16 protein-coding genes are annotated in these 26,723 nt (G+C 72.4%); 3 read left to right on the top strand and 13 right to left on the bottom strand.

Annotated elements, in window-relative coordinates:
* Nucleotide 1 precedes the first annotated feature (1 nt).
* The 12 genes from BJ992_RS34105 to vioC all read right to left on the bottom strand — a co-directional run bounded on the left by BJ992_RS34105 (nucleotide 2) and on the right by vioC (nucleotide 17,576).
* Nucleotides 2-6,247, bottom strand: coding sequence for a non-ribosomal peptide synthetase (locus BJ992_RS34105; RefSeq protein ID WP_184978224.1), 6,246 nt, complete (start codon nucleotides 6,245-6,247; stop codon nucleotides 2-4).
* A 19-nt stretch (nucleotides 6,248-6,266) separates the two neighbouring features.
* The gene (locus BJ992_RS01815) at nucleotides 6,267-7,022 is read right to left on the bottom strand and encodes a thioesterase II family protein (protein WP_184978223.1); all 756 of its coding nucleotides are present in this window, start codon (nucleotides 7,020-7,022) and stop codon (nucleotides 6,267-6,269) included.
* A 70-nt stretch (nucleotides 7,023-7,092) separates the two neighbouring features.
* Complete coding sequence (locus BJ992_RS01810) at nucleotides 7,093-8,337, bottom strand: alpha/beta fold hydrolase (protein WP_184978222.1); 1,245 nt, start codon at nucleotides 8,335-8,337, stop codon at nucleotides 7,093-7,095.
* Between the two features lie 93 nt (nucleotides 8,338-8,430).
* Nucleotides 8,431-9,378: a chlorinating enzyme gene (locus BJ992_RS01805; RefSeq protein WP_221474644.1), complete on the bottom strand. Its 948-nt coding sequence runs from the start codon at nucleotides 9,376-9,378 to the stop codon at nucleotides 8,431-8,433.
* Nucleotides 9,375-9,635 carry an acyl carrier protein gene (locus tag BJ992_RS32025; protein ID WP_221474643.1) on the bottom strand — a complete coding sequence of 87 codons (261 nt, stop codon included), beginning with the start codon at nucleotides 9,633-9,635 and terminating at the stop codon, nucleotides 9,375-9,377. The genes BJ992_RS01805 and BJ992_RS32025 overlap by 4 nt, the downstream gene beginning before the upstream one ends.
* 18 nt (nucleotides 9,636-9,653) lie before the next feature.
* Entirely contained in the window at nucleotides 9,654-11,183 is a 1,530-nt protein-coding gene (locus tag BJ992_RS01800; RefSeq protein WP_221474642.1) for an amino acid adenylation domain-containing protein, read from the bottom strand.
* A 353-nt stretch (nucleotides 11,184-11,536) separates the two neighbouring features.
* Entirely contained in the window at nucleotides 11,537-12,154 is a 618-nt protein-coding gene (locus BJ992_RS01795) for a mycothiol transferase (RefSeq protein WP_343072453.1), read from the bottom strand.
* Nucleotides 12,155-12,239: 85 nt separating this feature from the next.
* A complete protein-coding gene (locus tag BJ992_RS01790; RefSeq protein WP_184978221.1) occupies nucleotides 12,240-13,418 on the bottom strand; it encodes an aminotransferase in 1,179 nt (392 codons plus the stop codon).
* A complete protein-coding gene (locus tag BJ992_RS01785) occupies nucleotides 13,409-14,209 on the bottom strand; it encodes a (2Fe-2S)-binding protein (protein WP_184978220.1) in 801 nt (266 codons plus the stop codon). The genes BJ992_RS01790 and BJ992_RS01785 overlap by 10 nt, the downstream gene beginning before the upstream one ends.
* Nucleotides 14,206-14,889, bottom strand: coding sequence for a helix-turn-helix transcriptional regulator (locus BJ992_RS01780; RefSeq protein ID WP_221474641.1), 684 nt, complete (start codon nucleotides 14,887-14,889; stop codon nucleotides 14,206-14,208). The genes BJ992_RS01785 and BJ992_RS01780 overlap by 4 nt, the downstream gene beginning before the upstream one ends.
* A gap of 467 nt (nucleotides 14,890-15,356) precedes the next feature.
* Nucleotides 15,357-16,457, bottom strand: a complete 1,101-nt coding sequence (locus tag BJ992_RS01775; RefSeq protein WP_184978218.1) for a DNA glycosylase AlkZ-like family protein — start codon at nucleotides 16,455-16,457, stop codon at nucleotides 15,357-15,359.
* 90 nt (nucleotides 16,458-16,547) lie between these two features.
* Complete coding sequence (vioC, locus tag BJ992_RS01770) at nucleotides 16,548-17,576, bottom strand: arginine beta-hydroxylase, Fe(II)/alpha-ketoglutarate-dependent (RefSeq protein WP_184978217.1); 1,029 nt, start codon at nucleotides 17,574-17,576, stop codon at nucleotides 16,548-16,550.
* A gap of 211 nt (nucleotides 17,577-17,787) precedes the next feature.
* Here vioC and BJ992_RS01765 point away from each other — a divergent pair, with 211 nt between their 5' ends.
* The 3 genes from BJ992_RS01765 (at nucleotide 17,788) to BJ992_RS01755 (ending at nucleotide 25,487) form a co-directional block, all read left to right on the top strand.
* Complete coding sequence (locus tag BJ992_RS01765) at nucleotides 17,788-20,850, top strand: non-ribosomal peptide synthetase (RefSeq protein ID WP_184978216.1); 3,063 nt, start codon at nucleotides 17,788-17,790, stop codon at nucleotides 20,848-20,850.
* Nucleotides 20,847-22,097 carry a cytochrome P450 gene (locus BJ992_RS01760; protein ID WP_184978215.1) on the top strand — a complete coding sequence of 417 codons (1,251 nt, stop codon included), beginning with the start codon at nucleotides 20,847-20,849 and terminating at the stop codon, nucleotides 22,095-22,097. Before BJ992_RS01765 ends, BJ992_RS01760 begins: the two co-directional genes overlap by 4 nt.
* A gap of 63 nt (nucleotides 22,098-22,160) precedes the next feature.
* The gene (locus BJ992_RS01755) at nucleotides 22,161-25,487 is read left to right on the top strand and encodes a condensation domain-containing protein (RefSeq protein WP_184978214.1); all 3,327 of its coding nucleotides are present in this window, start codon (nucleotides 22,161-22,163) and stop codon (nucleotides 25,485-25,487) included.
* Between the two features lie 75 nt (nucleotides 25,488-25,562).
* Here BJ992_RS01755 and BJ992_RS01750 read toward each other — a convergent pair whose 3' ends face one another.
* Nucleotides 25,563-26,702, bottom strand: coding sequence for an alpha/beta fold hydrolase (locus BJ992_RS01750; protein WP_184978213.1), 1,140 nt, complete (start codon nucleotides 26,700-26,702; stop codon nucleotides 25,563-25,565).
* Nucleotides 26,703-26,723: the final 21 nt, after the last annotated feature.

Genomic DNA, 26,723 nt, shown 5'->3' with positions numbered 1-26,723 from the left:
GCTACCTTCCTCCCTCTGACCCGGCGGCCGTCGAGCTCCAGGCGTGCAGCACCTGGTGGCGTTCGGTGGTGGACATGATGTCGATGTCCTCGGCGACCTCGTCCGGCCCGGCCAGGCCGTTGGTCAGCGCCGCGACGTAGTGGTCGAGAAGACGTTCCATGCGGTCGGCGTCGAACAACTCGGTGGAGTACTCCACCACCAGGTCCAGGCCGTCGGCGTTGTCGATCGCGTCGATCGCGATGTCGAACCGCGCGTTGCCGCCGCCGAGCTCGACCGGCTCGGTCCGCACCGCGCCGAGCCGCAGGCCGGGCTGGGTGTTGGCGGGCTGGAGGGTGAGAGCGATCTGGAACAGGGGGTTGCGGCCCGCGACCCGCTGCGGCTGGACCGCGTCCACGATCAGCGCGAACGGGATGTCCTGGCGTTCTGTGGCGTTCAGCACCGTCTCGTGCGAGCGGCGGACGACCTCGGCGAACGTCGGTTCACCGCTCAGGTCGGTGCGCAGCACGACGGTGTTGGCGAAGAAACCGACGACCGGCTCGATCTCGGGCCGGGTGCGGCCCGAGAAGACCGACCCGATGACGAGGTCCTCCTGGCCGGTGTACCGGTGCAGCACGGTCAGCAGCGCCGCCTGGAGCACCGCGAGGTACGACACCCGGTGCGTCAGCGCGTACGCGCGGGCCGCGGCGGTGGTCTCCGCCGGCACGCGGCGGGAGACCACCGCGCCGGCGCCGGTCGGCCGCGCGGGACGCTGCCGGTCGGCGGGGAAGTCCAGCGTCGGCAGACCGGCGAGGGCCTCGCGCCAGTAGGCGGTCTGCCGGTCCAGTTCGGCGCCGTCCAGCCGGTCCCGCTGCCACACCGCGTGGTCGACCGGACGCAGGCGCAGCTCCGGCAGCGCGGCGTGGTCGCCGGAGTACAGCAAGGCGAGCTCCTCGGCGAGGATCTTGCCGGACCAGCCGTCGGCGATGATGTGGTGGACCGTCAGCACCAGCACGTGGTGGTCGGGTGCGAGCCGCGCCAGCGCCGCGCGCAGCAGCGGCCCGGCCGCCAGGTCGAACGGCCGGCCGATGATCTCGGTGGCCCACGATTCGACGTCGCCGGCGGACATCTCGGTCACCGGCAGCGAGTACGCCGCAGGCGGCGGGTCGATCACCTGGAACGGCAGACCCCCGTCCTCGACGAACCGCGTGCGCAGCGCCTCGTGCCGCGCCACCAGCGCGAGCAGGGCCCGCTCGAGCGACGGCACGTCCAGCGGGCCGCGCAGCCCGAGCGCGTACGGGATGTTGTACGTCGGCGACGACGGGTCGAGCCGGTGCATGAACCACAGGCCCTCCTGCTGGTGCGTGCACGGCAGCGCGCTCTCGCCGGTCACCGGCTCGATCGGCGTCTCGGCGCCGGAGCTGCCGGTCTCGTCGAGCCGCGCCGCGAGCTGTTCGAGCACCCGGCTGGTGAACAGGTGCCGGGGTTCGAGCTCGATGCTCAGGCCGTCGCGTATCCGCGCGATGAGCTGCGTGCCGTGCAGGGAGTTGCCGCCGATGTCGAAGAAGTCGTCGTGAACGCCGACCCGGTCCACCCCGAGCAGTTCCTGCCATGTCGCGGCGAGCCACTTCTCGGTGGCGGTGCGCGGAGCCACGTACTCGGCCGCCGCGGACACCACGGCGGGCAGCGCGGCCACGTCGAGCTTGCCGTTGCGGGTCACCGGCAGCTCAGGCAGCGGGACCCACGCGGTGGGGATCATGTACGTCGGCAGCCGCGGCGCCAGGTACTCGCTCAGCTCGGCCGGGCCGGGGTCGGCGTGGCCGGGCTCGGCGACGACGTACGCGGCGAGGTAGGAGTCGTCGCGCAGCAGGACGGCGCAGTGCCGGACGGCGGGGTGCCTGGCGAGGACGTGCTCGATCTCGCCGAGCTCGATGCGCTGACCGCGCAGCTTGACCTGCCGGTCGGCGCGGCCGAGATACTCGATCACGCCGTCACTCCGCCAGCGGCACACGTCGCCGCTCGCGTACATGCGCGCGCCTGGCCCGGCGTAGGGGTCGGCGAGGAACCGCTCGGCGGTCAGCCCCCGCCGGTTGACGTAGCCGAGGGCCACCGGCCCGCCGATGAACAGCTGCCCCGCCACGCCGATCGGCACCGGCCGCAGGCCGTCGTCCAGGATGTAGGTGCGCATGTTCGTGATCGGCGGCCCGATCGGCACGACGACGGCGTCCGGTTCGCACCGCCAGGACGTGACGTCGATGGACGCCTCGGTGGGGCCGTACAGGTTGTGCAGCTCGACGTGCGGCCAGACGGCGAGGAACCTGCGGGCCGCGACCGGCGGCAGCGCCTCACCGCTGGCGAACACCAGGCGCAGGTCACGCAGCGCGCCGGGGTCGAGGCCGTCCTGCACCGCGTCGAGGAACGCCAGCAGCATCGACGGGACGAAGTGCACGATGGTGACGCGCTCACGGCCGATCAGGTCGTGCAGGTACGCGGGGTCGCGGTGACCGCCTGGCGCGGCGACCACGATGGTGGCGCCGTAGGCGAGCGGCCAGAAGAACTCCCAGACCGAGACGTCGAAGCTGTACGGCGTCTTCTGCAGCACCCGGTCGCGGGGCTCCAGCCGGTAGGTGTCCTGCATCCAGGCGAGCTGCTTGTGCACGCCGCGGTGCGGGACGAGCACACCCTTCGGTGTGCCGGTGGAACCGGAGGTGTACAGCACGTAGGCCGGGGAGTCCACGGTGACGTCGCCGTCCGGCGGGTCCGAGGGCTCGGCGGCGAGCGCGTCCCGCTCGGTGTCCAGCGCGATCGCGGCGGGGAAGGCGGACGCGTACGCGGCGTGTGTGACGACGACCGGCGGCGCGGCGTCGGCGAGCATGAACGCGAGCCGCTCCTGCGGCAGGTCCGGTTCGAGCGGCAGGTACGCGCCGCCGGCCTTCAGCGCGGCGAGCAGTGCGACGACCATGTCGGCCCCCCGGTACAGGCACACGCCGACCGGGTCGCCGGGGCCCACGCCGTGCCGGCGCAGCCGGTGCGCGAGCCGGTTGGCGGCCTCGTCCAGCCGCCGGTACGACCACTCGGTGCCGTCGTGATCGACGACGGCGACCGCGTCCGGTGTCGCGGCGGCGGCACGTCCGGCCATGCGGTGGATCAGCTCGACCGGCGGCCCGCCTGCCGTGTCGTTCCACCCCTGGACGACCTGGTGGTGTTCCGCGGCCGGCATGATGTCGATCTCCCCGGCGGCCACGCCGGGTTCGGCCAGGCCGTTCGCCAGGGCCGCGACGTAGTGGTCGAGGAGGCGTTCGATGCGGTCGGCGTCGAACAGCTCGGTGGAGTACTCGACCATCAGCTCCGACCGGCCGCCGGCGTCCCCCACGTTGATGAGCATGTCGAAGCGCGCGTAGTCGTCCACGACCTCGATCGCCTCGGCCCGCACGTCGCCGAGCGACAGACCGGCCTGTGCGCCGGCCGGTTGGAGGCTGAGGCTGATCTGGAACAGGGGGTTGCGTCCCGCGACGCGCTCGGGCTGGAGCGCGTCCACGATCAGTGCGAACGGGATGTCCTGGCGTTCTGTGGCGTTCAGCACCGTCTCGTTGCAGCGGCGGACGACCTCGGCGAACGTCGGCCCGCCACTCAGGTCGGTGCGCAGCACGACGGTGTTGGCGAAGAAACCGACCACCGGCTCGATCTCCGGCCGGTTGCGGCCGGAGAAGATGGACCCGATGACCAGGTCCTCCTGGCCGGTGTACCGGTGCAGCACCGTCAGCAGCGCCGCCTGCAGCACCGCGAGGTACGACACCCGGTTCGTCAGCGCGTACGCGCGCGCCGCCGTCGCGACCGCGGCAGGCAGCTCACGTCCGGCCACGGTCCCCGCGCCGGTCGGCTGCGCGGGACGCTGCCGGTCGGCGGGGAAGTCCAGCGTCGGCAGACCGGCCAGGGCCTCGCGCCAGTACTCCATCTGCCGGCCGGTCTCGGCGCCGTCGAGCCGCGCACGCTGCCACACCGCGTGGTCACCCGGCTGCAAGGTGATCTCAGGCAGCTCCGTCCCCGGCATGCCGCGCTCGGCGGCGTACAGCACCCCGAGCTCGTCGGCGAGGATCTTGGCCGACCAGCCGTCGGCCACGATGTGGTGGACCACCAGCACGACCGCGTGGTCGTCCGGCCCGACCCTGGCGAGCGCCGCGCGGAACAACGGCCCGGCCGCCAGGTCGAACGGCCGGTGCGCCTCACCGGCGGCCCAGCGTGGCAGCGCGCCGGCGGACATCTCGGTCACCGGCAGCGGGAACGCCGCAGGCGGCGGGTCGATCACCTGGCGCGGCAGGCCGTCCACCTCGACGAACCTCGTGCGCAGCGCCTCATGCCGGGTCACCAGCGCGAGCAGCACACGTTCCAGCGACGGCACGTCGAGCGGGCCGCGCAGCCGCAACGCGAACGGGATGTGGTAGGTCGGGGACGCCGGGTCGAGCCTGTGCATGAACCACAGGCCCTCCTGCTGCTGCGTGCACGGCAGCGCCTGGTCGCGCGCCACCGGCACCAGGGGGGCCGGTTTGCGCTCCTTGGCGGCCGGCTTGCGTTCCTTGGCCGCGCGCTTGGCGGCCAGCAGCCGTTCCAGCTCGGCGATCTCGTCGTCCAGCTCCGTGCCGGGCTCCTCGTCCCCCTCCGGCGACAGCTCCGGTGAAAGGGCCCGCGCGAGCTCACGCACGCTGGGATTGGCGGCGAGCGTCGCGACACCGGCGCCTTCGATGCGGCCGGCCGCGCGCACCGCGTCGAAGGAGTCGCCGCCGAGCTCGAAGAAACTGGCCGTGACGTCGACGTCCGCGAGACCGAGTATCTCCTGGTAGACGGCGGCGATCGCCTCCTCCTGCGGGGTGGCAGGCGGCTCGGGTGCCGAGGAACGCTGCCGCATGGCCGCCACCGGCTCGGCCGGCGGCACCGGCAGCGGGCCGTTCACCGACACGACCGGCTCGACCCGGTCGGCGGTGATGATCGCCTCCATGGTGGCGTGCAGCCGCGCGAGCAGATCGTCGATGAACCCGGGAGCGAACCGGTCGCGGTGGATCAGCAGCTGCATCTCCGACACCGGAGCAGGCGCGACCGTCAGCGTCAGCGGCAGGTCGATCTTGTCGTACAGAGTGTCGACGCGGAAGGCGAGCTGGTCGTCGTCGGCGGCGGCGTCACCCGCGCCTGCGTCGATGGCGAGCGAGTAGTTCTCCAGCACCAGGAGCGAGTCGAACAGCTGCTGACCCGGCGCGTCGGCCCACTTCTTGATGTCGGCGAGCGGCGCGTACTCGTAGCGGCGCATGGCCGCGTAGGTGTTCTGCAGCTCGCGCAGCCACGCGCCGAGGTCGCCGGCGTCCGGCACGGGGACCCGCAGCGGCAGCGTGTTGGCGAACAGGCCGACCATGCGCTCGATCTGCGGCAGCTCGGGGGGACGGCCCGAGGTGGCGCAGCCGAAGGTGACCTCCGGCTGGCCGGTGTAGCTGCGCACCACGACGGCCCACACGGCCTGCACCATGGTGCTGAGCGTGACCCGGTGCCGGGCCGCCGCGTCGCGCAGCCCGTCGGCCAGTTTCTCCGGCAGGCCCACGATGCGGCGCTCGACCGCGCCGGTGCCGGACGCGGGGTCCGCCGGGTCGAACCGCGACACGATGGTGGGCCGCACCCCGGCGAGGGCCTTGGCCCACAGGTCGCGTGCCTCCCGCAGGTCCTGGCGTTGCAGCCAGGCGATGTAGTCGCGGTAGGCCGGCGCGGGCCGCGGCTTCGGCGCGCCGTAGGCGAAGGTCCGGTACCACGCCATGACCTCGTCGAGGACGACGGGAATCGACCAGCCGTCCAGCAGCACGTGGTGGTAGGTCCAGATCAGGGTGTGGCGGCGGTCGCCGAGCTTGACGACGTGCAGCCGCTGGAGCGGCGCCACGGCGGGGTCGAACCCGGCGGCGCGGTCCTCGGTCTGCAGCCGCTGAAGCCGTTCCCGCTGCGCCGCCTCGTCGAGATCCGACAGGTCGTGGTGGTGGACCGGCAGTGTGACGTCCCGGTGCGCGACCTGCAGCGGCTTGTCCAGGCCCTCCCAGTGGAACGAGCTGCGCAGCACGGGGTGCGCGGCGACGACCGCCTCCCAGCCGCTGATGAGCGCGTCCACGTCCAGCGGACCCTCGACGGCGTAGGTGTGCTGGCTGAGGTACATGTCGGCGGCGCCGTCGTGCAGGCTGTGCAGCAGCATGCCTTGCTGAAGCGGTGAGAGCTCGTAGATGTCCTCGACGTTCCCGCTGCTCACGCGTCGCTCCCTTCGCTGGTCAGATGAGGTCCTGGACGATGGTCTCGACGACCTGGCGCTCGGCGGCGGGATTGAGGAAGTGCCCGCCGGCGAGGTGGTGGATCCGGAAGCCGGCGGTGGTCTCGGTACGCCAGGAGACCACCTTGTCGGGGGTGCCGACGGGGTCGTCCACACCGGCGAAGGCACGGATCGGCACGTCCAGCGGGGTGAGCGGGTGGAAGTCGTGTGTGCTGAGCACCGACAGGTCGGCCTCGAACATCGGCAGCACGGCCCGGAGCAGGTCCGGCTGGTCCAGCACCTCAGGCGGCGTGCCACCCATCTCGCGCAGATAGCCGACCAGCCCGTCCGGCCGGTTCTGCCACGGCCAGGTGCCGTCGTCGGTGCACGGCGCGGGGTCGCAGGCGATGTACAGCCGGGTCGGCATCGGCATCGCGAGGTCGCGCAGCGCGTGCGTGAGAGCCCACGCGACCCTGGCCCCCATGCTGATGCCGTAGAAGGCGAACGGCCGGTCGAACAGTGGTTTGAGCACGTCGACGAGGTCGCCGACGAGGCCGGTCATGCGGTCGTGGGCCGGTTCGGTGAAGCGGTCGGCCCGGCCCGGTAGCTGGACGGCGACCAGTTCCACCGAGCGCGGCAGCATCTGGCGCCATGAGCGGTACATGGACGCGCTGCCGCCGGCGTGGTGGAAACACAGCAGTCGTATACGGGCGGTGTCGTCGGCGCGGCCGAAACGCTTCAGCCAGCGGCGGTCGATGTCCTGCGGATGTGCGTTCATCCCCACCTCGTCCGCGACGGTGCAGTTGAGCTCTGCGTCGACGCTATCGAGAGCCTTCTCCGAGGTGCTGTCACACGAATCGAGGACAGTCGATCGAGAGGGGGGCCGCACCCCGGGACTCCGCGATGAAGTCCGTGGCCACCCGCATCAAGGCGGTGCCGGCGTGGAACAGGGACGAGTGGTCGCCATGGGGCTCCACCCGCAGCCGGCCGTACGGCAGGCCCCGTGCCACCTGCTCCGACCCCTGCGGATGGGCCGTCTGGTCGTCCGCGCTGGTGACCACGAGCGTGGGTTGCGCGACCCGCGGGAGATACGGCTCCACGTCGGTGGTGGCGATGACGCCGTTGAGCCGGCAGTACCGGTAGAACAGCTCCGGCGTGGCGTACGGGTACAGCACCAGATGCGCCGTCTCGGCAGGCGTGGTGCGCAGCGCGACCTGGCGGAACGTCGTCTGCAGCGACCGCGCCGCGGCCCGGCTCTCGGCGGCGATGGTCATCAGCTCGATCAGGTCGTCCTGGAACCTGGTCCTCGGGGAGCCGCCGCCGAAGTGGTAGGCGCCGTGCCACAGGCTGAGCGAGGTGATCCGCTCGGGCCGCTCCGCGGCGGCGGCCAGCGCGATGACCGCGCCGCCGCACAGGCCGACGACATGCGCGTCCGGCACGCGGTAGTGGTCCATGACGGCGAACAGGTCGGCGGCCTGCGTGGCGGCGTCCACGGCGCAGTCGCCGATCAGGGGGACGGGGCCGAAGAGACCCCGGCTCTCCCAGGTCACGACGCGGTGGTCCCGCGCGAGGAACCGCATCCACGTCTCGGTGAGCGCGGCCGGCATGCCGCAGGCCGGGACGAGGACCACCGCCTCGTCCCCCTGTCCCGCGCCGTACACGTTCAGCGGAACCCCGTCGTGCGCGACGACGGTGTCCTTGCCGAAGGACGCGTCGAAACCGCCGGCCACCGCCGCGGCGACCAGCCGGTCGGCCCGCGCCGGCCGCGCCGCGACGGTGTCCGGCACGTCCGCGAGGGCCAGCCGCTCGCTGATGACCCGCTCGAAGACCTGGAGGTCGTCGGCGGACGCGCTCCTGACCAGCGCCAGCCCGGGCACACCGGCCGCGCGCGCGATCCGGCCGAGCAGCTCTTCCAGGCCGTCCCACCGCTGCGCGGACCAGGTGCCGGGTGGGTCACCCGTGCCTGACGCGACAGTGCCGGCCGCCACCGGGACGACGCCGACCGGGACGGCCAGGGCCGCCACGAGGGGTTTCACCGAGAGTACGGCCGCCACCAGGCGGGTGACGGCGTCGTTCTCGTGCGGCTCCAGCATCGGGTCACTCCCTGGCAGATCCGCCGGGCCGGTGGCCGGGCCCGGCCGCGTCCCGGCGGCCGGCCCGGCCCTGTCGAGTCGTGTCGCCTGCCGTCACCGGACGGGGAACACGTGGCCACGCGTGGTGGCCGTCACCTTCCGGTTGTGGGTGTAGGAGTCGGTGCCGGCCACCAGGACCGTGCCGTAGTCCTTGAGGCTGATCCGGCCGCCGTACTCGTCCACGTCCTCGGTGTCGGGGTAGACCTCCACGCACGTCGGCACGTACCGGCCGGCGAAGCCGAGACGCATCTCCTGGTCCATCGCGCTGTGCGGCTTGGACGCGTGCATCATCGTCGACCAGAACAGCACGGCCTCACCGGGACGCATGACCATGGAGACGGCGCGCTCCTCCGGCGGACGCCAGTCCGGGTCCTTCTGCAGTTCCCGGTAGTCGTAGCCGTAGAACCCGCGGTTGACGCCGCCCTTGGCCGAGGCGTTGATCTTGTCGGGCTGGTAGTGCATGCCGCGGGTCTCGTCGTAGAACATCGTGCGGTGCGTCCCCGGGATGAACTGCAGGCACCCGGTCTCCTCGGTGGCCGGCGTGAACGCCGTCCAGACCGTGATGGTGCCGCCGAACTCCTTCTGGTCCGCGGGCCACACGATCTGCGGCTTGCCGGACGCGAAGGCGAAGGTGTCGGCCTGGTGCCAGTCCGTCCCCTCGTCGCCGGGGTACTTGGGGAAGAACTCGCTGCGCCAGCACAGGACGTCCGGGCCGAGCACGGCGGTGACCCGGTCGACGATCCGCGGGTGGCAGATGTGGTCGGCGAGGAACTCCGAGTCCAGGTGCCGGTCGTAGTTGGCGATGTTGGTGTTGCCGGCCTGCGCGTCACCCTCGTCGTAGACGGCGTTGTCGCGGTTCATCAGCCGCAGCCGCTCACGCCGCCACAGGCGCCGCATCTCGTCTTCCTCGTACACCTTGAACGGGCCGAGGTAGCCCTGCTCGTGGAACCTGGCCACCTCTTCGGGGGTGGGGGTGAAGGTCTGCCGCACTGTCTCGGTCACGGGTTCTCGCTCCTCAGCTGGTCCGCGACGGCCCCCGACAGCGTGTCGACGCTCGCCTCTTCCAGTTCCGCGACATCCAGGGTGATGCCGTACTTCTCGTTGATCTGCGTGACGATCCGGAGGAAGGACAGGGATGTGACGCCCTGGTCGAACACGTCGAGCGACGGATCGACCTCACGGTCCAGATGCGTACGCACGATGTCCGTGATCGTTTCCCGGACGTCCACCGGAACGCCGGCGCTCGGCGGCGCGCTCATCGCCGTCCTGCCCGGTGTTCACTTTCCCAGCGCATCGCGATCCACCTTTCCTTGCAGCGTCATCGGGATCTCCGTGACGACCTTGTAGACGGAGGGCCGGAGATGTCGTGGCAGCCGGGTCAGCGCCTGCCGTTCCGCCGCGGCGACGACCCCGTCGCCGGCGCCGGCCGCCGGCAGGAGGTACGCGACCAGGCGCAGGTCGCCGCCGCCGAAGTCCCTCGGCGCCACGACGGCCCGTGCGACCTCGGGTGCACCGGCCAGGCACATCTCGACCTCGCCCGGCTCGATGCGGAACCCGCGTACCTTCACCTGGTCGTCCACCCGGCCGAGGTAGGCCAGGTCGCCGTTCGGCAGCCGCACCGCGCGGTCACCCGACCGGTAGCGCCGTTCCCCGCCGTCGCCGGTGACGACGGACACGAACCGCTCGGCGGTGAGCTCCGGCCGGTTCAGGTAGCCCCTGGCGACCCCGCCGCCGGCGATGTGCATCTCCCCCGGCTCGCCGTCGGGGACCGGCGTCCCGTCCTCGTCCAGCAGGTGGACCCGCAGGTCGGGGATGGGGACGCCGATGGGGCTCACGCCGGTCTCGCGCAGGTCGGCCGCGGTGATCCGCCGGTAGGTGCAGTGCACCGTGGTCTCGGTGATGCCGTACATGTTGACGAGCTCGGGACGCCGGTCGCCGTGCCGTTCGATCCACGGCGCGAGCGACCGGGGCTCCAGCCGTTCGCCGCCGAACACCACCAGCCGCAGCGCCAGGTCCGCGGTGCCGTCGCCGCCGCCGTCGAACATCACGGTCTGCAGCTGGTGGAACGCCGACGGGGTCTGGTTCAGCACGGTGACCCGCTCGGAGCGCAGCAGCGACGTCAGCAGCGCCGGTGAACGGGACGTCATCTCCGGGAGCAGCACCAGGCGTCCGCCGTACAGCAGCGCACCCCAGATCTCCCACACCGAGAAGTCGAAGCTCAGCGAATGGAACAAGGCCCAGGTGTCGGTGTGGTCGAAGTGGAACCAGTCGTGGGTCCGCTCGAACAGCCGCACCACGTTGCGGTGCTCGACCAGGACCCCCTTGGGCCTGCCGGTGGAACCGGAGGTGTAGATGACGTACGCCAGGTCGCCGCCGGCCGGCTCGCGCCGCACGGCGGGTTCCTCGGCGGCCCCGGTGTCGTCCCCGTCGACCCAGACGACCGACGGGTGCCGGCCGTCGATCACCTTCGCCGTGTCCCTGGCCGCCACCACGATCGGCGCGCCGCTGTCGGCCAGCAGGTACTCGATGCGGTCCGCGGGGTACGCCGGGTCGATCGGCAGGTAGGCGCCGCCGGCCTTCAGGATGCCGAGCATGCCGATGATCGCCTCGGGGCTCCGGCGCGCGCACAGCCCCACGATGACGTCCGGTCCGACGCCGAGGCGGGTCAGGCGGCCCGCGAGGCGGTCGCTCAGGGTGTCGAGTTCTCCGTAGGTGACGGTCCCGGCCGGTGTGGAGAGCGCGACACGGTCCGGAGCCCGGCGGGCTCGGTCCTGGAAGATCGTGTGCAGGCAGCTGCCGGGGAGCACCACACGGATTCCTTTCCGTCGCGGACGCCGTCGGTCACGGCCGTGCTCGTCCCTGCGGTCTGGGCTCGTCCCCTGCGGTCTGGTCTCGTCCGTTTCGACGCGGGAAGCGTCCCGGCCACACGAGAACCGAAAGATCACGAGCACCAGTCGCACGTGATGTCAGATTAGGTAGGGCCGGCGTACCGGTGGAGTCACGTGAAAGGGGTACCGCCTGACACAGGCGGACCAGGACACGCCTCAGGCAGACGGAGCAGAAGACGGCTGCCCCCGCGGGTCGCCACCAAGCCGGCCGACCGGAGACGGCTACTCCTACGGGATCGTCACGGAGCCGGCCGACCAGGAGACGGCTGCTCCTACGGGATCGTCACGGAGCCGGCGGACCAGGAGACGGCTGCTCCGGAGGGTCGCCAGGAGGCAGGCGGGTCCTCGCCGACGCGGCCGTCCACGGCCTCGCGCAGCAGGTCGGCCTGGCCGGTGTGCCGGCCGTACTCCTCGATCAGGTCGCACACGATGCGCCGCAGGCTCGCGCGGCTGCCGTCCGGCCAGGCCACATGGACGGGCTGGTCGAGCCCGCCGTCACGCAGCGCGGCCGCGAACCTGGTCCTCGCGCGCGCCACGGCGTCGTCCCAGAGCGCGTACAGCCGCTCGGGGGGGTCGTCGGCGGCCGAGGTGAAGTCCCAGTCGGGGTCGGCGTCCCAGTCGGCCGTGTCCCACGGAGCGCCGAGCGGTGTGCCGCTGAGCTTGGTGCCGAAACACTGGTCCTCGACCCGCGCGAGATGCTTGAGCAGGCCGCCGAGGGTCAGCGTGGACGCGCCGACGCGCACGCTCAGGCCGGCGGAGCCGAGGCCGTCGGCCTTCCACCGGAAGGTGGCGCGCAGGCGCTCAAGCGCTCCGGCGAGGTGCTCGGCCTCGGTGCCGGCGAGCGGCGGCTCCCATGGAGGGGCCACCGGGGACACATCGCTGTCGGCCACCGCGCCAGCCTACACGCCGCGCAAGGCAGGTGTCCGTTCCAGCGGTCCCCGTGTGGCGGTTCCCAGCGGTCCCCGCGCGGCCCTTCTAGCGGTCCCCGTGGCCGTGGCGCGCGGCGAGGTCGGTGAGGCGGCCGGCGAAGTCGGCGAACGCGTCCCGGCCGGCGTTGCTGAGGCTGACCCGTAAGGTGCCGCGGTCGTCGGGGAGGAACGCGGTGCCGGGGATGACCAGCGTGTCGTACTCGACGGCGAGCTCCGCCACGACGTCCTCGGTGGAGCGTCCGGTGAACGGGTGCCGCACCCAGCCGAAGAAGCCGCCGGCCGACAGCAGCTCGAAGCCGCCGGGCCGCTCGGCCATCACCGCGGAGAACCAGCGGCGCCGGTCGGCGATCTCACGTGCTCGCGTCCGCCGCCACTCCCCCGCCGCGGTGAGTCCCGCGTAGGCGGCCTCCTGGCCGACGCGCGGCGCCGAGATCGCGACGCAGTCGAGCAGCTTCGTCACCTCGCGGCACAGCTCGGGGGACGCGACCACGGCGCCGACCCGGTAACCGGGGATGGCGAACTCCTTGGAGAAGCTGTGCAGGCTGACGACGGTGCCGGGCCAGCGGGGGTCGGCGAACAGCGTGTGCGCCGGTTCGGCGGTGTCGCGGAACGACCGGTAGGTCTCGTCCAGGATCAGCGCCACGTCGTGCCTCGCCGCCGTCTCGGCCAGCGCGGCGATCCGGTCAGGCGGCACGGTCACCCCGGTCGGGTTGCCGGGGGTGACCACGACGACGGCCCGGGTCCGCGGCGTGATCAGGGACTCCACCGCCGAAGGAGCGGGGAGCAGGTCCGGTCCCGGCTCCAGGTACACCGGCACGATCCCCGTCATCCGCAGCCACATGTCGTGGTTGAAGTAGTAGGGCAGCGTCACCACCACCTCGTCCCCCGGCGCGGCGAGCGCCGACGTCACGAGGCAGAACGCCTGGTTGCAGCCGGCGGTGACGACGACCTCCGACGCGCGCACCCGTCCCCGGTACGCGGCGGAGACCTCGGCGGCGAACGCCTCGCGCAGGTGCGGCAGGCCCTCGATCTCGGTGTAGTCGCCGCCGTGGGGGTGACGAGCGGTCGTCACGACATGCTCGACCACTTCAGGCGCGGCGGGGTACTGGGGTGCCGCCTGGGCCAGGTCGAGCAGGTCGCGTTCCTTGGCGCGGCGGTCGAGGAAGGTGTACGCGGTGCCGATCGGCGAGTCGGTCGTCCGGAGGATCCTCGGGTTCAGTCGCACAGGGCCTCCTGGTGCCTGATGCAGCAACTGGCGCACGCCGTGCCGTGCGGCACGGTGAACTGGAGGCAGCAGGTCCTGCGCCGCACCCCGGGCTCACCGTACGGCCCCCGGACCAGCTCGATCAGGTCCGCGATGTCCAGCACCTCCAGCGCGGTGCGCACGTGCCGCTCCACCAGCGCGCCGGGAAGCGTCTCGGCGGCGCGCAGGATGCCGTTGGCGACGCCGGAGGCGATGGAGCCGAGCAGCGCGCGCCTGCTGATGCGCACCCGGTCCTGGATCGCCTCGATCATCGGGACCAGATGCGCGTCGAGCAGCGACGAGCGCAGGGCTTCGAGCAGCGCGGCCTCGTCGCGGACCACGCGCACGCCGCCGGGGAGCGGCGCCGGCGCGCCGTACGGCGGCACCGCGACGGTGACCGACGGCCGCAGGCCGATGACGTCGAACCGGCCGGGTCCCTCGGCGCGGACCAGCACGTCGGCGGGGTGCGTCAGCGGCACCTGGAGCGCGCGGACCCAGCCGATGACGCTCGGCAGGGCCAGCCAGTAGGCGTAGGACTTGAACGCGAGCGCCGCGGCGGCGTGGGGGGACGCCTGCCATCGGACGCGTGCCGCGTCGAGCAGTTCGCCGGTCAGGGAACCGTCGGTGAGCCAGGTCGCCGGCACCCAGCCGGTCTCGTCGCGTACCACGAGGCCGGGGGCCAGGCCCGACAGGTTGCGCACGGCGCTCAGCGCGGCGGTGACCGGCGCCAGCCGTTCCTCCTCGGCCGTACGGCCGGGGACGACCACGCTCACCTGGCGACGCCACCCTCTGCCTGGTAGCCGACGGTGCGCGACGGCCCCGCCATCGCCGGCCGGTCGGCGGCGAGCCTGCCGAGCAGCGCGGCGCGTGTGAGCTCCGCCTTGTTGCCGACGCCGAGCTTGGCGCGGATGCGCTTGACGTAGGTGTCGACGGTGTGGGGGCTGATGCCGAGACGGGTGGCGATCTGGCCGTGGGTCAGGCCGCGCGAGATCTGCCGCAGCACCTGCGCCTCACGCTGGGACAGGTTGGACGCCGATGCGCCGTTGTCGTCGCCGTCGCCTTCCATCGGGTTGGCGAACCGGTGGCCGTGGTCGCCCGGCAGGCGCGGCGGCGCGGCGGAGGTGACCGCGCGGATGGCGTCCACGACCTCCTCGCCGGTCGCGCTCTTGCTGATCACGCCGCTGGCCCCGGCGTTGAAGTAGGTGGCCCGTTCGGTGTCGGCGTCGTCGGTGAGCACCAGGACCGCGGCGCACTTGGCGATCTCCGCGATGTGGCCGAGATGGTCCGGCGAGGTGAACACGTCGACGTCGATGAGTGTGGCGTCGGCCAGCCAGGACGGCGCCTCCTCAGGTGACGTCCGTGACGCGATGACCTTGATGCCGGCATCGCTGAGCACCTGGGTGAGTCCGACGAGGAAGATCGGAGAGTTGACGAGGATATCGATCCGGATCATGGAGCACCACATCCATGTCGCATCTCTGCTCCCATTGGGCTCTTCATGCACAGGACTACTTGATCGCTGACCGCAAACGACGATAACTAGGCGCCAGCGGCGGGGACCGGTCCCCACTTTCAGGGACTTATCAGTCCCATCTGCGCAAACCGCCTGCATCACCTGACAAATACTGCGACCCGTTGATGTCAAGTCTTGTCAATGTAAATCTTGTTTAGCATTCAAAAGACAGCGCGACCAGCGAACATACCGATTCTTAGGCCCCCGTGCCGGGGAGGCGAAACATTATCCCTCGGCAGTATGAATTTCAGCTGACAAACCGGAGAAGGAGGTGAATCGGTTCAGTAGTCCGATTTACTTCATGATTCATCTGTTTCGCTGTGCCGCCTGTGACACATGGGATCGAAAGCACTTGACGTGATGAGAAATGGCATGGAGCCTGATGTGACGACCGGCCCGGCGCGGCCCTACAGGTCGCAGCCGAGGAACGCCGCCAGCCGGCCGATCTCCGCGGCGAGCTGCGGCTCCGTCCACGCGGCCGGCGGCTCGAACGGTTCCAGCTCGACGGCCAGCCGGCGGCCGGTGCGCTTGTGCCGCCACACGCCGGCGACCCGGCCGTTCACCAGGATGACCGGCGACACCCAGCCCTGCTGCCGGTAGACCCGGCCCACGTGCCGGGGGTCGATCAACGGCTCACGCCGCGCCATCCCCATCACCCAGGGGTCGAACGCCGGCAGCAGCCGCGCCACGTCCCGCGGCCGGGCCGCGACGACGTCCGGCACGTCCGCGGCGAGCATGAAGGCGGTCTCTCCCTCGACGTCGACCTCGGCCACGTCGTCGCCGAGCGACTCCAGCATCGGCAGGACCTTCCGGCCCGACCGCGTCTCCATCCACCAGCGGCCGAGGTCGGCGGCCGTGGCCGGACCGTACGCGTGCAGGAACCGCCGGGCCACCTCACGCAACCCCACCTCCGGCGGCAGCGGGCCGGTCGAGCCGGTCGGCAGGCTCGCCGGGGAGGTGAACCGCACACGGTTGCCCTCGCTCTCGGCGAAGCACAGCAGGCCGCGCAGCGACGCCGCCTTCAGCGCCGAACCCCAGCTCGACCGCACCCAGCCGGCGTACTCCTGCGAACCGGTCAGCCGCGCGACCTCGAGGGCCAGCTCCTCACGGGTGAGCGGCCGTCCGGCGAGCGCGTCGCCGACCGCCTCGGTGATGGCCTTCACGTCCTGCGGGGTCGCGCCGGTGAAGCCGCCGGACAGCGTGCCGAGCGCCGCGAGCCACACCTCCAGGCCGGCGGCCGGCAGCAGGTGCAGCGTCCTCCTGGTGGCCCACAGCTTCACCAGCGAACGGTCCGTCCACAACGCCTTGCTCACCGCGTCACGCGGCAGGCCGTCGACGCGGGCCCACAGGCTCAGCTCGGCCGACGACATCACCTGCGCGTGCAGGCCGCAGATGTCGCCGGCCACACCGGCGATGTCCTGCGTAGCGGCGCGTTCGAGCAGGTGGTGCCGCGCCATCCGCCAGGCGAGCGCCTGGGTCCAGGACAACCGCACACCCTCGCTCGCCACTTCGCCGCCTCCCGTCCGCGCGCGGTCCGCGCACCCGGGATATCAATACCAGGTGACGCGCTGCCGCCGCGGGTGGTCGGCGGGAAGGGCTCAGTAGATGACGCGGTTGTCGGGTGCGGGCCGCCACGCGCGTGAGCCACGCAGGTTGCGGGTGATGTTGAGCCGTTTGAGCCAGCGGTCGGTGCCGTCGTACCGCGCCGTGAACGACTTGCGGCCGTGCACCGCGCGGAAGTTGTCGACGAAGACGATGTCACCGGGACACAGGCTGATCCCCCGCATCTTGTCCTCGATCTCGGCGCACAGCGCTCGGAAGGCGTCCAGGTGCCGTCGCGGCCAGCCGTCGGTGCTCATGTGGTACGGGTCGAGCGCCATGTAGGGGTCGTTCCTGTCGCCGAACAGCACCGGCCGTTTCTCTGGATGCTCGTTCCACGACTGGATGAGCCGGAAGCTGCGGGCCCGCAGCCGGTCGAGCGTCGGGTCGCCGGTGGACTCGGCGGCGTTCTCCGGCAGGTGGGAGTTGTCCGGCATCTGGGTGAACTCCGGCTCGAACAGCGCGTCCACGTCCAGCGCGGACCAGTCCAGGTCGGGTGAGCAGGAGACCGTGGTCTCCACCGCGTCCGGGTTCTTCAGGCACATGAGCGACACGTAGTCGCCGCGGCAGGGATGGAACGCGTCCTCGGTGTGCCACGACAGGTGCTGCAGGCTGTTGGACCCGATCTCGTAGTGCTCGTGGCCCTTGATCGGCAGCACGTCGTGCATGATGCGGCCGTCCTGCTGCGTGGCCCAGCCGAACACGTCACCGAGCGCGGAGGCGCACAGCAGGAAGAACACCTCCTGCTCGAACGCCGGTGAGCCGAACTGGCTGTCGCGCCAGTGCGACGGCGTCGGGCCGAGCCGGTCCTCCTCGACCCGCAGCCCGGAGATCATGCACAGCGCGGACGGCTCGGTCAGGCGGAACTCCTCGAGGAACTCCAGCAGATGGGCCGGTAACGACCTGGCGAGCACCGGCGCCAGCCGGATCAGCCGGGGATCTTCGATCGTGTCGTAGGCGTCGGCCAGTTCGGTGAGCATGGGGAAGATCGCCGCGTTGTCCTCCGCCGTCAGCACCAGTCGGTGCATCCACCCTCTCCTTCTGCCGGCCGGACGATGGCGTGCGCCAGTCTAGGTTTCGCCTGCCGTCCGGCCTGGTCCCCGTTAACCGGGACAGGCGACGCACCGGGCCGCCGACCTGCGCGTGTCCGCTGAATGCGGGACAGATCACCCCATTGACCGGCCGGAGACCGATCTCATTGACTGAGGATTCCGACCGGCCCGTACCGTAGGAGCGTCCGTGATCGGCAGCCCCCAGTCCGGAAGTCCACGTGCCTCGACGGTGCCGGACCAGATCCTGGCCCAGGCGCGGCGGTCACCCCGGCGGGTGGCGGTCGAGTCCGCGGGGGACCGGCTCACGTACGCGCAGGTGGCCGCAGAGGCCGCCGGCGTCGCGGCCCACCTGCGCCGCCTCGGCGCCGGACCCGGCGACCTGGTGGCGGTCGCCGTGCCGCGCGGCGTCGACCTGATCCCGGCGCTGCTCGGCGTGCAACTGTCCGGCGCGGCGTACCTGCCGCTGGACCCCGAGCACCCGGCCGGCCGGCTGAGCGACATCGTGGCGGACGCGGGGGCCGCGATCCTGCTGACCGCCGACGCCGCCGGCTCGCGCGGCGTGCGCGCGGCGACCCGGGTCCACCTGAACGACATCGCGGTGCCGGCCGGCCCGGTTCCCCCCGCCGGTCCGGACCCCGCGTCGGCCGCGTACGTCATCTACACGTCCGGCTCGACCGGACGGCCGAAAGGCGTCATGGTGACGCACGCCGCGTTCGCCAACTTCATCGCGTCCATGCGGGAACGTCCCGGGCTGCCGGACGACGTCGTGCTTCCCGCCGTGACGACGGTGTCCTTCGACATCGCGGGCCTTGAGCTGTTCCTGCCGCTGACCACCGGCGGCCGGGTCGTCGTCGCGCGCAAGGCGGAGGCCGGGGACCCGCGCCGGCTGTCGGCCCTGCTGGCCGCCACGGACGCGCGGGTCATGCAGGCGACGCCGATCACCTGGCGGCTGCTGCTCGAAGCCGGGTGGTCGCCGCCGTCCGGTTTCACGGTGCTGTGCGGCGGCGAGAAGCTGCCGGCCGACCTCGCCGAACGGCTGCTCGACGAAGACATCGTGCTCTGGGACCTGTACGGACCCACGGAGACCACGGTCTGGTCGTCGGTGACCCGCCACGAACCCGGCCGGCCCGCCGAGTTCCACCCCGTGCGCGAGACCTCGTTGCACCTGCTCGACGACCGGCTCCAGCCGGTGCCGTCCGGTACGGCAGGCGAGCTGTACATCGGCGGCACGGGGGTCGCGACCGGCTACCTCGGCCGCTCGCCGCTGACCGCCACGCGGTTCGTCGCCGACCCGTTCGCCACGACGGCCGGAGCCCGGCTGTACCGGACCGGCGACCTCGCGCGCCGGCACGCCGACGGCCGGATCGAGATACTCGGCCGCGGTGACGACCAGATCAAGATCCGGGGATTCCGCATCGAGCCCGGCGAGATCGAGCACCTGCTGGCCAGGCACGACGGGGTCGCCGAGGCCGCGGTCCGCGCGTTCGGCGACACCGACGAGGCCACCCACCTGGTCGCCTACATCAGGCCGGCCGAGCGGGAGAACCCGCCGGACGCCAGGCTCCTGCGGCTCCACCTGGCGCGCTCGGCCCCGGCCTACATGATCCCGGCGCGGTTCGTCGTCCTTCCCGACTTCCCCCGCACCGCGAACGGCAAGCTGAACCGCGCCGCGCTGCCCGACCCGGCAGGCTCGGCGCACCAGGCCGCACCGGACACGGCCCCCGCCTCGGCGGACTGGCAGGCCGCCGGGTCGGTCGAGCAGCGCATCGCCAAGATCGTGGCCGAGGTGCTCGGCCAGCCGTCGATCGGCGTGCACGAGGACTTCTTCTCCCTCGGCGGCGACTCGCTGCGCGCCATCCAGATCGTGCTGCGGCTGAACGAGGAACTGGAGACCGAGATCCCGATCAACGCGCTGTTCGAGACCCGCACCGTCTACGGGCTCGCCGCGCAGCTCGAAGCCGGCAGCGTGCCGGACCCGGGGTCGGTGCCGCTCCTCGACGGACGCGGCCCGCGGCTTTCGGCGGCGCAGTGGCGGCTGTGGCTGCACCAGCTCGCGGCGCCGCACAGCACCGTGGACAACGCGCCGCTCGCGGTACGCCTGCCGGGCCCGCTCGACGTCGAGGCCCTTGAGGTGGCGCTGGCCGGCCTGCTCGACCGCCACCCCACGCTGCGCACGTACTTCACGCAGGACGACTCGGGGTTGCCGGCCCCCGTCGTCGCGCCGGCGGACCTGGTGCCGCTGAACGTCGAGGACGGCGACCCGCGTGCCGTGCTCGCCGAGGAACTGGCCCGGCCGTTCGACCTCGCGGCGGGGCCGCCGGTGCGGTTCCGCCTGGTGCGCGGCGACGAGGACGCAGGCGGGGTGCTGCTCATGGTGGTGCACCGCATCGCGGCCGACGACCGGTCGCTCGAACTGGTCGCGCGCCAGGTGCGCGCCGCGTACCGGGGCCGGACCGTGCCGGTGCCGCCGCTCGGCTACACCGACTTCTCCGAATGGCAGCGCGTGTTCTCCGCGAGCCCCGCCGCGCGCCGGCACCTGGACTTCTGGCGCGACACCCTGGCCGGCCTCAGCCCCGCCGAATTGCCGGCCGACCGGCCGCGACCGGCCACGCGCGACTGGCGCGGCGGCACCGTCGCCTTCGACGTGCCGCCTGACGTCGTGCGCTCGCTGTCGGAGACGGCCGCCGGCCACGACACCACTCTCTCGGTGGCGCTGCTCGCCGGGCTGCACGCCGTGCTGGCCCGGTGCGCCGGCGGGTCCGACCTGGCCGTCGGCATGCCGGTGTCCGGACGGGACCGGCCCGAGCTGGAGAACGTCGTCGGCATGATCGAGGACACCACGGTGGTCCGGGTGGGCCTCGACCGCCACTGGACCTTCACCGGCCTGCTGGCCCGCGTGCGTGAGGCCGTGCTCGCCGCCGCCGACCACGCCGTGCTGCCGTTCGAGGACGTCGTCGCCGCCGTCGCCGAGACGGCGGGGACGCACGAGCCGGGCCGCAACCCGCTGTTCGACGTGCTGTTCTCCTTCCACCCGATCCCTGCGGACCCGCCGGGCTTCCCCATGCCGGACGCGCCGGGGACACGGTACGACCTGAGCTGTCACCTCACCGAACGGCCGGACGGCGGCCTGGACGGCCGCCTGGTGTACGCCACGCGGCTCTTCGACAAGGCCACGGTCGCCGGTCTGGCGAGCACCTACGTGGACGTTCTCAAGCAGGCCGGCGCGGACGACGAGGGGACCGCCGCATGACCACGACAGACGGCTTCCCGAGCCGGGTGCTCCACCCGAGCGACCCGATCCCGGACATCGACCTGGCCGACCCCGATCCGGCACGGGCCGGCGCGCTCGACCAGGTCTTCACCGATCTGCGTCCCACGCACCCGGTCTTCTGGCACCGCGCCAAGAGCAGGCCGGGCTTCTGGGCCGTGATCGGGTACGCCGCGACCATGCAGGTGTACCGGGACTCCGGCACCTTCTCCGCCAGGCACGGCATGACCATCGACAGCCTGCGGCCCGACCAGGACCCGGCGAGCGGCATGATGGTCGAGGTCACCGACCCCCCCGAGCACCGCCGGCTGCGCCGCAGCGTCGGCGCGTTCTTCGCCGACGGCGTGGTCACCGACCTGACCCCGGTCGTCGACGCGTACGTGCGGCGGCTGCTCGTCGAGGTCCGTGAGCGCGGCGGCACGGTCGACTTCGTCGAGGCCGTCGCCGCGAAGGTGCCGACCCACGCCGCCGGCCTGCTGCTCGGCCTGCCGCTCGAGGATCTTGACTGGATCACCGCGAGGACCGCGCAGGTGTTCCTGTCGGGAAGCGGCACGCGCGGCGACCTGCGTGAGGCGGCGGAGCAGGCCAACGGCGAACTGCTGAGCTACTTCGCCAAGCAGCTCCGTAAGCGCGGCGCCGGTGACGACAGCCTCGTGCGGCGGCTCGCGGCCGGCACCGCCAACCGGGAGGCGCTGTCGACGGGTGAGGCGGTGCTCAACGCGCTCAACCTGGCCATCGGCGGCACCACGACGACCCGCAGCGTGCTGACCAACCTCATGGAGGCGCTGCTGCGGTTCCCCGAGACCTTCCAGGCGCTGCGCGACGAGCCGTCCGCGGTGCCGTCGGCGGTCGAGGAGGCCGTACGGTGGGCCAACCCGGTACGGCACCTCGCGCGGGTCGCCACCCGCGACACCGAGCTCGCCGGGATGGACATCAGGGCCGGCGACCCGGTCCTGGTCTGGCCGCGCTCGGCCAACCGCGACGAGAGCGTCTTCGCCGAGCCGCACCGGTTCGACATCCACCGGCGGCCGAACGCGCACATCGGCTTCGCGGCGGGCCCGCACAGCTGTCCAGGGACGGGTCTCGCGCGGGTGCAGCTGCGCGCGGTGCTCGGTCACATGCTCGATCTGTTCTCCGCGGCCGAGCCCGCCGGACCCGGCGAGCTGATGCAGTCGAACTTCCTGCACGGGTACACGCGCCTGCCGGTCCGGTTCACCCCGGCGTCCTGAGCCGTCGCACGCCATCCTTTTACGTGACAACCGCGCGGAACGGCCCGATCGTACTGTTCGGATATGGCGCGACCAACGCTTGAGACCTCCTCCTCCGCCGGCCACGACGACGCCACCTCGCACGACTCGCCAGGTGCGCTCCGGCCGCTGCCGCCACGCACGCCGTACGAGGACGCGATCGTCGGCATCCTCGGTGACGTGCTCGGATGCTCCGGCATCGACGTCAACGACCGCCTGCTCACCCTCGGCGACGTGTCCCAGGTGCCGCGTGTGGTCGCGCAGATCCGCAAGACGATCGGTGTGGACGTCCCCGTCGCCGACTACGTCGAGTCCGGCACCGTCAGCGGTCTGGCGTCGGTCGTGGCGGCCAAATCGCGCGCGACGCGCTCCGCCGTGCGGCCGCAGGCCATGGGGCCGCGGCCGGACGACGCGCGGCCGGTGCTGTCGTTCGACCAGCAACGGCTGTGGATGGAGAACCAGCTCCTGCCGGGCTCGATCTACAACGTGCACGGCCGGCGCAGGATCACCGGCAAGCTGGACGTGGCGGTCTTCGAGGCGAGCGTCCGCACGATCATCGCGCGCCACGAGACGCTGCGCACGAGGTTCCCGGCCGGCGAGGGTGAGCCGGTGCAGCTGGTGGACGACGACCACGCCGCCTGGCGGATCAGGACCGTCGACCTCACCGGCGACGACGCCGCCGATCAGGCGGCCAGGCGGCTGCTCGACGAGGAGCTGACCACGCCGTTCGACCTGACGACCGGGCCGCTCATCCGCTGCGTGCTGATCAGGCTCGGCGAGGAGGAGCACGTGCTCGGCGTCACGATGCACCACATCGTGTCCGACGCGTGGTCCATCGGGCTGTTCATCCGCGAGCTGACCGCGCTGTACGAGGCGGGTGGCGACCCGGGCCGCGCGGGCCTGTCCCCCCTGCCGGTGCAGTACCGCGACTACGCGGTGTGGCAGCGCGGCTGGCTCACCGGTGACGCGCTGGAGAACCAGGTCGGACACTGGCGTGAGCACCTGAAGGACGCGCCGCGGTTCCTCGCGCTGCCGACGGTGCAGCGGCGCACCAACGCCATGCGGGCCGAGGCCGGTCAGGTCATGGCCGAGCTGCCGCCGCAGGAGACCGCCGCGCTGCACGAGCTGTGCAAGTCGCACGGGGTCACCTTGTTCATGGTGCTGTACGCGGCCCTGGCGACGGTCTTCAGCCGCTGGTCGGGCCAGAGCGACCTCGTCATCGGGGTCGCCGTGGCCGGCCGGAACAACCGCGCGACGGACCGGCTGATCGGCTTCTTCGTCAACATGCTGCCGCTGCGGGTCGACCTTTCCGACAATCCGCCGTTCGCGGTGCTGCTGGAACGCGTGCGCCGGGTGGCGCTCGACGGTTACGCGCACGCCGAGGCCCCGATGGACGAGCTCGTGCGGGACCTGAACATCACGCGTGACCCGCGCAGGACACCGCTGTTCGAGGTGGTGCTCAACGTCGTCGGCAGCCCCGAGGCCGAGGACGTCACGAGCCTGACCATCGAGCCGATGGAGACGCCGTCGCTGTTCAGCCGCTACGACCTGACGCTCACCGCGCAGGAGTCCGAAGGCACGCTGCGCTTCAAGCTCGACTTCCCCGCCGACCGGTGCGACGCGCCGACGGGCCTGACGGTGCTGCGCCAACTGCGCACGCTCCTGCGCGCCGCGGCGGCCGACCCCGGCGCGCGGCTGCTCGACGTACCCGCCGAGGAACCCGACCCCGCCGCGCAGGCGGAGCCCTCACCTCGTCCGGCGCCGCACCTCAGTGCCGCGCGGCACGGCGACGACCTGGCCGCCGTCGAGGACGGCACCGGCCGCTGGAGCTACCGGTGGCTGGCGTCCGCCGCCGGCCGGGTCGCCGAGGAGCTGACGCGGCGCGGCGTCACGGCCGATGACCGGGTCGGCCTCGTCCGCCGGCCGACCGCCGGGTTCGTGGCCGTCCTGACCGGCGCGGCGCGGGCCGGGGTGACCTGCACCGTGATCGAGACCGACGACCCGGCGCTGACCTCGGGTCTCGGCATCACGACGGTGCTCGACGCGAACCCGGCCGGGGTGCCGGCGACCGGCACGATCGACCTGAGCCCGCTGCTCGGGACCGACGGTCCCGCGGATTCCGGCGCCGTGGATCCCGCGACCGTGGACGCCGCTGATCCCGGCGCGGGGGACGACGCGCCGGGTGACTGGGCCGTCGAGCGGTTCGGGCTCGGCCGCGACGACCGGTTCGTGGTGCTCTCCAGCCGTCCCGGCCACCTGATGTCGGCCGTGTGCAGCGCGTTCGGCGCCGGCGGGACGCTGGTGATCCCGGACCGGGGGTTCGGCGACGACATCGCCGCGCTCACCGCGTGGCTGCGCGACAACGGCGTCACGGTCGCCTACCTCGACCCGCCGATCCTGCGCGCCATCTCGGCGCGGCCCGAGGCGAGCCTGCCGGGGTTGCGGTGCGTCTTCGTGGACAACGACGGAGAGCTGCTGCCGCACGACGTCGAGGCGATACGGCGCACGGCTCCAGGGTGCCGGTTCGCCGCCGTCTACCGGGTCACCGCCGACGGCCGTCCGCTCGCCTGCCACGAGGCCCCCGCCGATCTGGACGTCCGCGACGCTCCGCTGCGGGTGCCGCTCGGTCCGCCGGTCCCCGGCATGGGGGTCGAGCTGCGGCGCGTCTCGGGACAGGCCGCGGCGACCGGTGAGCTGGCCGAGATCTGGCACGGCGGGGAACGCACCGGCGACCTCGGCCGCAGGTGGCCCGGCGGGTCGCTGGAGTTCGCCGGCCGGTCCTCCGGAGCTGCCGACTTCGTCGAGACGGTCTCGGTGCTGCGGGACGTCCCCGGTGTGGTCGACGCGATCGTGGTCGAGCAGGCCGCCGGCGGCGTCACGGCGCTCACCGGCTACGTGGCCGGTCCCGATACCGGCACCGACGTCATGTCCATCCACAGTTTCCTCAAGGCGCGCCTCCCCGAGCACCTGGTGCCTGGTCACCTGTTCGTGCTCGGCGCGCTGCCGCGTACCCCCTGGGGTGCCTACGACCTGCGGGCCCTGCCGCGTCCCACCGGGGACACCGCCGACGGCGACGACTACGCCGCGCCGCGGACCCCCATGGAACAGCAGCTCGCCGACATCCTCCAGGACCTGCTCGGCATCGAACGGGTCGGCGTCTACGACAGCTTCTTCGAGCTCGGCGGTTTCTCGATGCTCGCGACCCGGCTCATCGTCCGCGTCAGGGACGCGTTCCGGGTACAGCTCGCCGTGCGGGACGTGTTCGAGTCGCCGACCGTGGACGAGCTGGCTCGGCTGATCGTGCGCACACAGGTGGAAGAGGCCGGCATCGACGACCTGGAGGCACTGCTCGCGGAGGTCGAGCGGACCTGACATGGCGGACCGGACCGCTCGGAGAGGTCCGAGCGGTCCGGTCCGCGGGTCAGCGGGGGTCGGCGGGTCAGGAAGTCAGCGGGTCAGGAACGACGTCAGACAGGCGACCTGGCCGGGGGTCGCCTGGAAGGCGTCCAGATGGTTGCCGTGTTCGGCCGACACAAGCTGTGCGCCTGGCATTACCTCGGCGAGCCGCAGCGAACCCGCCGGGTGCGCGGTGTCGTCGTCCTCGCTGGTGACGATGAGGCACGGCCGGTCGATCGTGGCGGCCGTGCGCCGGGAGTCCCAGTGCATGGTGGCGCCGGTGAGCTTGGCGTACCGGTAGAACAGCTCGGCCGTGGCGTACGGCCGGACCACCAGGGGGCCGATCCGGTCGGGGACGCCGGTCATGGGGCCGCTGGTGAGCTTGCCGCGCAGCCACGCCGCGGTGTCGCGTGACTCGCCGCCGAGGTCGAGCAGCGCGCGCAGGTTGGTCTGGTGGTCGGTCTTCTCGGCCTCGTCACCGAGCTCCAGGTCGGCGTGCCAGAGGCTGAGCGAACTCACGAGGGCCGGTCGCCACGCCGCCGCCGCGAGCGCCACGGCCGCGCCGCCGCACATCCCCATGAGGTGCACCGGCCCCGTGGCGATCTCGTCGATCACCGCGAACAGGTCGTCCACCTGCTGTTCGACGTCGTAGCCGCGCTTGTCGAACAGCTCCTGCTCCTCGATCCGCTCGCTCGTCCCCCGGGTCTGCACGACCAGGCAGCGGTACGACGAACGCAGCGCCGTCAGCCACGGCAGCGAGAGACGGTGGCTCAGCGCGCACGGCGGTGAGATCAGCACACACGGCGCGTCCCGCGGGCCGGCGTCCGCGACCGTGACCACACTGCCGTCCGGCCGGTGCAGCTCGTGCGTCCGGTACCAGGCCCGCTCGGCCTCGCGCAGCCGTAGGGCCTGCGCCGCCGCGTCCCGTGGCGACAGGCCGGCCAGCTCCGGTGCGCGCTGCGCGCGCCGGAGCTCCGCCGCCAGGCTGACGACGGCGAAGTCCATGTCACGCACCGGCGCGTCGAAGGTCAGCGGGACCTCCAGCGCGCCGCACACCGCGGCGACCACCTCAGGCGCCGCGTCGCAGGCGTCGGGATGGAGCGCGAACGGCCCGACCTGCGCCGTCAGGCCCTCGAGCTGCCGCACCGCCTCGACCAGATCGGCGAGCGCGGCGGGAAAAGCCTCGGTCATGTCCTCACCTCAGTGCTCGCT

The organism is Sphaerisporangium rubeum (genome assembly GCF_014207705.1).
Classification (GTDB): domain Bacteria; phylum Actinomycetota; class Actinomycetes; order Streptosporangiales; family Streptosporangiaceae; genus Sphaerisporangium; species Sphaerisporangium rubeum.
The sequence above is the reverse complement of the archived record's forward strand: the minus strand, read 5'-3'. Positions and strand labels throughout refer to the sequence as shown.

Bases quoted from the DNA above. Each gene is read 5' to 3' on its own strand.
- BJ992_RS01780 (WP_221474641.1), bottom strand. From the start codon at position 14,889: ATGATCCGGATCGATATCCTCGTCAACTCTCCGATCTTCCTCGTCGGA.
- vioC (WP_184978217.1), bottom strand. From the start codon at position 17,576: ATGCACCGACTGGTGCTGACGGCGGAGGACAACGCGGCGATCTTCCCC.
- BJ992_RS01750 (WP_184978213.1), bottom strand. From the start codon at position 26,702: ATGACCGAGGCTTTTCCCGCCGCGCTCGCCGATCTGGTCGAGGCGGTG.
- BJ992_RS01760 (WP_184978215.1), top strand. From the start codon at position 20,847: ATGACCACGACAGACGGCTTCCCGAGCCGGGTGCTCCACCCGAGCGAC.
- BJ992_RS01755 (WP_184978214.1), top strand. From the start codon at position 22,161: ATGGCGCGACCAACGCTTGAGACCTCCTCCTCCGCCGGCCACGACGAC.
- BJ992_RS01815 (WP_184978223.1), bottom strand. From the start codon at position 7,022: ATGAACGCACATCCGCAGGACATCGACCGCCGCTGGCTGAAGCGTTTC.
- BJ992_RS01810 (WP_184978222.1), bottom strand. From the start codon at position 8,337: ATGCTGGAGCCGCACGAGAACGACGCCGTCACCCGCCTGGTGGCGGCC.
- BJ992_RS32025 (WP_221474643.1), bottom strand. From the start codon at position 9,635: ATGAGCGCGCCGCCGAGCGCCGGCGTTCCGGTGGACGTCCGGGAAACG.